Genomic DNA, 8,010 nt, shown 5'->3' with positions numbered 1-8,010 from the left:
TAAATACTCAACCCCACATACCGAACTGAGCGGTTTAACTGGCAGTAACCATCATAAGATTGAAACCATTTTGCATGATGTGGTGCATTCAGTTGAGCAGGAAGATAAACGCTCCGACTTCCTCGATAAAATATTTTTACATCCAGTCTTAGGCCTAGTCAGTCTTGCGCTGATGATGTTCATTGTGTTTCAGGCGGTATTTGCCTGGGCGGCGCCGTTTATGGATGGAATTGAAGCCTTCTTTGGCTGGTTTGGTGAAGTGGTTGGGGCAAATATTTCCCATCCCTTACTGAACAGCTTGGTGGTTGATGGCATCATTGCAGGAGCAGGCGGTGTGGTGGTGTTCTTGCCACAAATTTTAATCCTGTTCTTCTTTATTTTGGTACTGGAAGAATCAGGTTATCTGCCACGTGCGGCGTTCTTGCTGGATAAGTTGATGTTTAAAGCCGGCCTTTCAGGACGTGCATTTATTCCGTTACTGTCCAGTTTTGCCTGTGCAGTGCCGGGGATTATGGCGACCCGTAGTATTAGTGATCCACGTGATCGTTTAACCACGATTTTCGTGGCACCGCTGATGACCTGTTCGGCCCGTTTACCGGTATATGCCTTGCTGATTGCCGCTTTCATTCCGGAAAAAATGGTTTGGGGCATCTTCAATTTACAGGGTTTGGTGCTGTTCGCTCTCTATATGGCCGGGATTGTTAGTGCCTTGATTGTGGCAACCGTGCTGAAATTTTTCCAGAAAGACAAGTCTCAGCATATGTTGTTAATGGAGTTGCCAAGTTACCGTTTTCCCGATGTTAAAAGTATCTGGATTGGCTTGCTGGATCGCGCCAAGATCTTCCTGAAACGTGTCGGTGGCATCATCTTTGCGTTGTCCATTTTACTGTGGTTTCTGTGTACCTTCCCGCAAGCTCCCGAAGGTGCGACTGCCCCGGCAATTGATTATTCCTTTGCAGGGATGCTGGGTCATTTGATGCAGCCAATTTTTGCCCCACTGGGCTTTAACTGGCAAATCTGTATCGCCTTGATTCCTGCCATGGCTGCACGTGAAGTGGTGGTGGCTGCATTGGGTACCGTATATGCACTGTCTGCGGTAGATGAGGATGCCATGTCACAAGGCTTGGCTTCTATTATCGGTGGTGCAGGTGACCTGGGCTGGTCATTGGCGACCGGTTTGTCACTGCTGGTCTGGTTTATCTATGCACCGCACTGTTTGGCTACGCTGGCGACCGTGCGCCGTGAAACCGGTTCATGGAAAACGGTATCGTTCATGACGATTTACCTGTTTGGTCTGGCCTATCTGATGTCATTCCTGACTTATCAAATTGCTTCACATTACTTTGGATAATGTCATTTAGAAATGTGAAAGGAGACTGAAATGATTGAAATTCTGATTGTGGCTGCTCTAGTCCTTTGGAGTGCTGTCGTGGTGTTTAAGAAAGTTTTTCCTAACACCTCAAACTCAGTCTTCACGGCACTCTCTAAGCACTGTGAAAAGCGGGGCTGGACAGCGTTGGCGAAATGGTTAAAGCCGGCGATGGTTTCCGGTTGCGGAGGAAGCTGTGGCTGTTCTGCAAATCCCGACCCGGTTCAGAAAAAAACCGAAGTTCAAGCGGTAAAATGGAAATAAATTTCAAGTTCTATTTCCATCTTAAATAAGCATATTGAAAAACCGTCATTTTTATGACGGTTTTTTTACGCGCTGACACAAAAAAGCCGATATAAAGTCAAAACAGAAAAAGCATTCAAAAGAGCAAAGTGCTAACATTTTGGCAGTTTTGAAACAGACCATAAAATGGGGTAAAAATGTTAATACAGCGTGGTGGATTAAAAGTTGTTGCAGGACTCGGAATTTCAGGGGTTGCAGCAGTAAATTTCTTACATGAACATGGCTACCGCGTTGCAGTAACAGATTCTCGAAAGACACCGCCCGGGCATGACCAGATTCCAGCGGAAGTACAAACCAGTTTTGGTCAGCTGGATCAAGAGCTATTGTTGCAAGCTGAAGAAATTGTGATTAGTCCGGGACTGGATCTAAAACTGCCTGAAATTCAGGCTGCTATTGCCAAAGACATTCCGGTGGTGAGTGAAATTCAGATATTGCGCCGTGCCACCGATAAACCGATTGTGGCAATTACCGGTTCAAATGCCAAAAGCACGGTGACGACCTTATTTGGATTGATGGCTGCAGATGCCGGCAAGAAAGTAGCTGTAGGCGGTAATTTGGGCCGTCCGGCACTGGACTTAACCAAAGATGATCCTGAACTTTATATTTTGGAACTTTCCAGCTTCCAGTTGGAAACCACCTCTCATTTAAATGCAGAAGTGGCTGTGGTGCTGAATATGAGTGAAGATCATCTAGACCGTCATGGCGATATGTTTGGTTATCACACGGCAAAACACCGTATTTTCCAGGGCGTGAAAAAAGTCGTGTTTAACCGTGATGATTCGCTCACTCGTCCACTGGTTCCAGATAACACGCCGATGCAAAGCTTTGGCTTGAATGCACCGGATTTAAATCAATACGGTATTTTAAAAGAAGATAATGGCACCATCTGGTTGGCACGTGGTCGTGAGCGTTTACTAAAAAGTTCCGAGATGTATATTCAAGGCACACATAATGTGGCCAATGCCTTGGCATGTCTGGCTTTAGGTGAAGCGATTGGACTGCCGCTTGAATCGATGCTGAATACTTTAAAAACCTTTAAAGGCTTAGAGCATCGCTGTGAATTTGTGAAAGAAGTAAAAGGCGTTCGTTATTATAATGATTCTAAGGGCACCAATATCGGTGCAACCCTTGCAGCTATTGATGGTTTAGGTGCTGCAATCGAGCCGCAACAGGGTAAAGTGGCGATTATTTTAGGCGGTCAAGGTAAAGGGCAGGACTTTACTGCACTTCGCGATGCCCTGACTAAATATGCCAAAGTTGCCGTGCTGATTGGTGAAGACCGACCAGTGATTGAAGCCGCGATTGCAGGAACCACAACATTGCTTCATGCAGAATCTTTAAAAGAAGCGGTGGAATTATGCCAGCAACATACACAAGCCAATGATGTGGTGTTATTGTCACCTGCATGTGCAAGTTTTGATATGTTTAAAGGTTATAGTGAACGTGGACACCAGTTTGTTGAATGTGTGAACACACTTGCTTAGAAGAACGATAAGGAAAGTTGTATGGCTGGGTTAGCTCAGACGACCATAAATAAAATTAATCAGGTCTACAATGAGTGGGGACCAAAAATCCCCGCTGAAGTTACGCCGCGTAATGTGCTGATTTTTTGTGTTATTGCCTTGCTGTGTATCGGTTCAATCATGGTGGCATCGGCATCGATGCCCTATGCAGACCGCTTACATGAAAATGCATTTCACTATGTAATCCGACACGGTATTTCAATTCTGGTGGCTGCGGTAGCCGCATTTTTGGCTTATAAAGTATCGCTGAATGTTTGGTTTAATAATACCTTTCCCCTGTGGATTATGACCATTCTGTTGCTGGCTGTGGTGCTGGTCGTCGGTACAGAGGTGAATGGTTCCACCCGTTGGATTCGTATTGCTGGCTTTACTTTACAGGCCTCCGAAGTTGCCAAGGTCATGATGGCCATCTTTACTGCGGATTATGTGGTACGACGGGCGAAAGAGGTGAGAAACAGCGCTTCTGGCCTGTACCGCCTAGTCGGTGTGATGATCATCACTGTAGGCTTGATCCTGCTGGAACCCGATCTGGGCGCAACTGCAGTAATTGTCCTGATGATTTTAGGCGTTTTCTTCCTGGCTGGTGCGCCGCCGATTCAGTTTATTTTCTTCTTGATCGCGATTATCTTTGCTCTGGGTGCTGCAATTATCTTTGAGCCTTACCGCTTGCAGCGTGCGCTGTCCTTTACCAATCCCTGGGCGGATCCCTTGGGCACCGGCTATCAGCTTTCCAATGCGCTGATGGCCTTTGGTCGGGGTGAATGGACTGGGGTAGGACTCGGTCATAGTATCCAGAAAATGTCTTATCTGCCTGAAGCACATACTGACTTTATGTTGGCGATTTTGGGTGAAGAATTTGGCTTCTTTGGCATCAGTAGCGTATTGATCTTGTCCTTCATGATGGTGGTCTGCTGTATCAAGATCGGACACCGTGCCTTGCAATATCAATATTTGCGTGCAGGTTATTTGGCTTATGGCATCAGTATTATTTTCTTGCTGCAAATCTTGGTGAATGCCGGGATGAATATGGGCATGCTGCCGACCAAAGGTTTGACCTTGCCGTTTATTAGTTATGGCGGTTCGTCATTAATTATGTGTGCCGTGATGATCAGTTTGATTTTGAAAATTGATGCCACCACGCAAAAAGCCAATCCAAGCAAAGAAGAATCGAGTTTCTAGCTTTGCTGTAAATGATCAATCAATTTGGCTGAGCATGGTTTAATACTGTGCTCGGCATTTCAGTTCCACAGTGTAAACATTTCACAAATTCTCCTTTGGCTTTTGAGAGGGGAATCAGTGGGATAAAAAATAAAGAAAAATAATTACGCTGCTGTTTTAATTCATAGGCACTTCTGGTTCTGCATACCGGACATAGAAACTGATTTTTCTCAACTACTTTGGTTTTAGGGCCAATGCCAAATATAAAAAACATCGTGATTCTGCCGTGACTGATGTAGGTATTTTTAGCTTAACGATAATCTGAATTTTATAAATAGCTGCCGTGTAGCTCAGTTGTATGTGGAATCAAGTCTGTATTCCACTGCGCAATGGCTTGCTTGAGCATATGTGCTGGGGTGTCTAAATCGACTTCTGGCTGGTGCAAGGCGCGAAGAGCTTGCTGGAGTAATTCTGGTGCGCGATTGAGATCCAGTGCTTGTGCCAGGTTCTGTTTAGAGAGCTTTTGTCCCTGATCATTCATCGCGAGCGGCAGGTGCATATATTCAAGTTGCGGATAACCGAGCAGCGAACCGAGCCAGATTTGCCGTTCGGTATTATCTAGCAGGTCAGCCCCACGAACCACATGTGTCATGCCTTGTAAGTAATCATCCACCACTACGGCGAGCTGATAATTGATAATGCCATCACGACGTTTCAGCACAAAATCGCCCAGATCCTGTTGCAGGTTGGAACAATGCGTGCCTTGCAGGCGATCGGTAAAGCAAATTTGCTGATCCGATACTTTCAGACGAATGGCTTGCTGCTGAAAAGGCAGATTTAAATCCCGGCAGGTTCCGGCATAAATATGATTGGAGCCGAGCATTTTACGGGTGCACTGGCAGGCATAGACCCAGCCTTGCTGATGCAGTTGTTCAATGACCTGTTCATACAGCTCTAGGCGGTCTTTCTGGAAAATGATTTCGGCATCGGGTTCAAACTGGAACGCTGCAATTGAACGCTGGATATGTTCTTCACTGCCGGGATAAATACGCGGAATATCGGTATCTTCAATTCTGACCACCCATTGACCCTGATGGGCACGGGCATCGCAATAACTGGCTAGTGCAGTGATGAGTGAGCCAAAATGCAAAGGGCCGGTTGGCGATGGCGCAAACCGACCCACATAAGCCGTCCTGTTGTCCCCCTCCTTTATTAAAGGAGGGGTTAGGGGAGGATTATTAAGCATTGATTAACCGTTATTTTGCTTCTCTTTGATTTCTGCTAGAGTTTTGCAGTCAATACAAAGGGTTGCAGTTGGACGTGCTTCAAGACGACGCAGACCAATTTCAATACCACAAGTTTCACAGAAACCGTAATCATCGTTTTTAATCGCTTCGATAGATTGCTCAATCTTGCGGATTAACTTACGTTCACGGTCACGTGTACGGAGTTCAATGGCAAACTCTTCTTCTTGTGTCGCACGGTCATTGACATCAGGCAAAGCTGTATTTTCGTCTTGCATGGTGTTTAAAGTACGGTCTACTTCAGACATTAGTTCAGCTTTCCACGCCAATAAAATCTGGCGGAAATGCTCAAGCTGTCCTTCAGACATGTATTCTTCATTTTTTTTAGGCTGATAAGGTGCAATACCAAATAAGCTAGCAGTAGAACCACTTTCTGACGCTTTTGGCTTTGTTTTACGCACGCGTTTGGTAGATTTTTCATCTACAACATCAGTTTGTTCGTCCAAGACTTGATTTTGGTTGTCATTCGCCATATAGGGCATTCCTCATCATATACGTATTATCTATACGCAAAAAATATGGTGATATGCAAGTGTTTTTATCCAACCCTCAGGAGATTTTCCTGCGAGGGTCGTCATCATATAGACTTTTTGTGCTTTTTGATAGTCTTTGATGCTTGGATTCTATCGATCATGCTTCCTTTAGAAGCCATAAAGTAATAGAAAAAAAGCAAAATGAAAAGTTAATAACCTGAAATTTCACTATTAATTTGTTGTCGTGCTGTGTGAACACGGTGAATTTGGGTTTCAAGTTCACCATTGGCTTTCAGATGCAGGACACGAAAACCTGGCGCTTGGTCATCCAGGGCGAAATCTTCGCTTAAAGGTTTGAACTGAACACAGGTCGATGGCGTGGAGAAAAACTGGATGTGCTGCCATTCATTGCAAGAATCCTGATGCACATGACCAAAAATCACCGCTTTAACATTACTGTACTTGGCCAGAATGTCGGTTAGATTTTGAGTGTTTTTCAGTTTGTGCTGATCGATCCATTTTGATTGCATTTCGAAGGGATGATGATGGCATGCCACAATTACGAATTGCTGTTGCAGTTTTGCTAAAAGTATATCCAGTTGTTGTAATTGCTCCTGTTCAATCCAGCCATCGATCCTGTCATGTACCGCACTGTTTAATAGAACAAAGCTCCATCGGCCAAAATGAATCGCCTGGGCCTGGTTTTTATGCTGGTAGAACGGGAAGATATCAATATCGTCATGATTACCCGGTATTTGATAAAACGGGATTCCCAGTGTCTGCATAAAAGCCAAATAACGGCTATAGGTTTCTTCTACCGGAACTTGGGCCAGGTCACCAGTATGAACAATGGCATCTGTATCCGGATATTGCTGCTGAATTTGCCGGATCACCGAATGAAAGCTGTGTTCAGGATTCATATGCACAAATTCTAAATCTTCCTGATTCATCAAATGTGTGTCTGAAATTTGAATAATGGTCCAGTCCTGCTGGTCTGCATTGTTTTGGTATAAAGTCATGTCCGACTCCTTAGACATTCCTTGTTGTTTTAATATGTTGTTGCAGCCATTGCAAGGCCATAATGACAGGCGCATTCTTTAAGCGACCATTCCCCAGTAAAGTGGTTATTTCACTATAATCAAGGATATGTAGCTGAATATTTTCGCCTTCATCGGGCATGCCAAAGATTCCGCCTTGCTGCGGAAGATGTGCTTGGGCACTATATAGGTGGAACAGTTCAGAACAGGCCCCAGCTGAAGGATAAAAGCTGAATAAAAGCTGTAACTGATCAATCTCACAGCCTGATTCTTCCAAGCTTTCACGACGTATACAGCTTTCCGGCGATTCATCGCCATCGAGTACACCGGCAATCACTTCCAGTTGCCAGGGGGACTCTGGATCATCCATCGCACCGACACGGAATTGCTCAATCAGGGCAAATTTTTGCTGGGCATCATTATAAATCAGCACACCTGCAGCTTCAGGCCGGTGAATCAGTTCACGCTGCATGACGGGAGTGAATTCGCTTTGGTTAAATAAACGATGGCAGAGATTTACTTTTTCAACCTGAATGAAGCCACGAAAAAGATATTCACGGGACTGAAATTGCACTTGGTCGCGATTATAGGTCGCTTGTTTAATAATATTCATATAGCTCAGTCAGGATGAAAATCATACATTCATCCTAACTGAGAATTTCATGAAAATAAAAGATTTTTTTTTCAGAATTACAGCTTGTGGTACAATTTTTGACCATGCTCATGATAGCTGGTTTTCATGGCATTCAAACCGGCTTCAATCTCTGTGTCCTGTTGTTGATTTTGTTCTGCAACACCTTGATTTTTCGCATAATCTCTCACATTTTGGGTGATTTTCATGGA

10 protein-coding genes are annotated in these 8,010 nt (G+C 44.6%); 4 read left to right on the top strand and 6 right to left on the bottom strand.

The genetic code is table 11. The features are described 5' to 3' along the window. The 4 genes from feoB to ftsW all read left to right on the top strand — a co-directional run. Nucleotides 1–1,351: ferrous iron transport protein B (gene feoB / locus B2Y23_RS06810; protein ID WP_291369818.1), on the top strand; the 1,351-nt coding region annotated here is incomplete at its 5' end. 30 nt (nt 1,352–1,381) lie between these two features. Beyond that, nucleotides 1,382–1,633 carry a DUF6587 family protein gene (locus B2Y23_RS06805; RefSeq protein WP_291369816.1) on the top strand — a complete coding sequence of 84 codons (252 nt, stop codon included), beginning with the start codon at nt 1,382–1,384 and terminating at the stop codon, nt 1,631–1,633. Between the two features lie 176 nt (nt 1,634–1,809). Next, complete coding sequence (gene murD, locus B2Y23_RS06800; protein WP_291355789.1) at nt 1,810–3,156, top strand: UDP-N-acetylmuramoyl-L-alanine--D-glutamate ligase; 1,347 nt, start codon at nt 1,810–1,812, stop codon at nt 3,154–3,156. Between the two features lie 21 nt (nt 3,157–3,177). After that, a complete protein-coding gene (gene ftsW / locus B2Y23_RS06795) occupies nt 3,178–4,374 on the top strand; it encodes a putative lipid II flippase FtsW (RefSeq protein ID WP_291355787.1) in 1,197 nt (398 codons plus the stop codon). 19 nt (nt 4,375–4,393) lie between these two features. On the opposite strand, the gene B2Y23_RS06790 is transcribed toward ftsW, so the two are convergent. The 6 genes from B2Y23_RS06790 to B2Y23_RS15465 form a co-directional block, all read right to left on the bottom strand. Then, nucleotides 4,394–4,627: a zinc-ribbon domain-containing protein gene (locus B2Y23_RS06790; RefSeq protein WP_291355785.1), complete on the bottom strand. Its 234-nt coding sequence runs from the start codon at nt 4,625–4,627 to the stop codon at nt 4,394–4,396. A gap of 54 nt (nt 4,628–4,681) precedes the next feature. Further along, the gene (gene gluQRS / locus B2Y23_RS06785; protein WP_291369814.1) at nt 4,682–5,599 is read right to left on the bottom strand and encodes a tRNA glutamyl-Q(34) synthetase GluQRS; all 918 of its coding nucleotides are present in this window, start codon (nt 5,597–5,599) and stop codon (nt 4,682–4,684) included. A 3-nt stretch (nt 5,600–5,602) separates the two neighbouring features. Continuing rightward, nucleotides 5,603–6,130 (bottom strand): RNA polymerase-binding protein DksA, encoded by a 528-nt coding sequence (dksA, locus tag B2Y23_RS06780; RefSeq protein WP_086174133.1) that lies wholly within the window; start codon nt 6,128–6,130, stop codon nt 5,603–5,605. Between the two features lie 209 nt (nt 6,131–6,339). Then, nucleotides 6,340–7,149, bottom strand: coding sequence for a 3',5'-cyclic-AMP phosphodiesterase (cpdA, locus tag B2Y23_RS06775; protein WP_291355783.1), 810 nt, complete (start codon nt 7,147–7,149; stop codon nt 6,340–6,342). A 10-nt stretch (nt 7,150–7,159) separates the two neighbouring features. Next, nucleotides 7,160–7,780, bottom strand: a complete 621-nt coding sequence (locus tag B2Y23_RS06770; protein WP_291369812.1) for an NUDIX domain-containing protein — start codon at nt 7,778–7,780, stop codon at nt 7,160–7,162. A gap of 77 nt (nt 7,781–7,857) precedes the next feature. Continuing rightward, nucleotides 7,858–8,010 (bottom strand): hypothetical protein (locus tag B2Y23_RS15465; RefSeq protein ID WP_414632120.1); only part of this gene is annotated, 153 nt, incomplete at its 5' end.

This window comes from Acinetobacter sp. UBA5934 (assembly GCF_002430855.1).
Classification (GTDB): domain Bacteria; phylum Pseudomonadota; class Gammaproteobacteria; order Pseudomonadales; family Moraxellaceae; genus Acinetobacter.
Note: the sequence above shows the minus strand (reverse complement) of the source record. Positions and strands in the feature narration are given on the sequence as shown.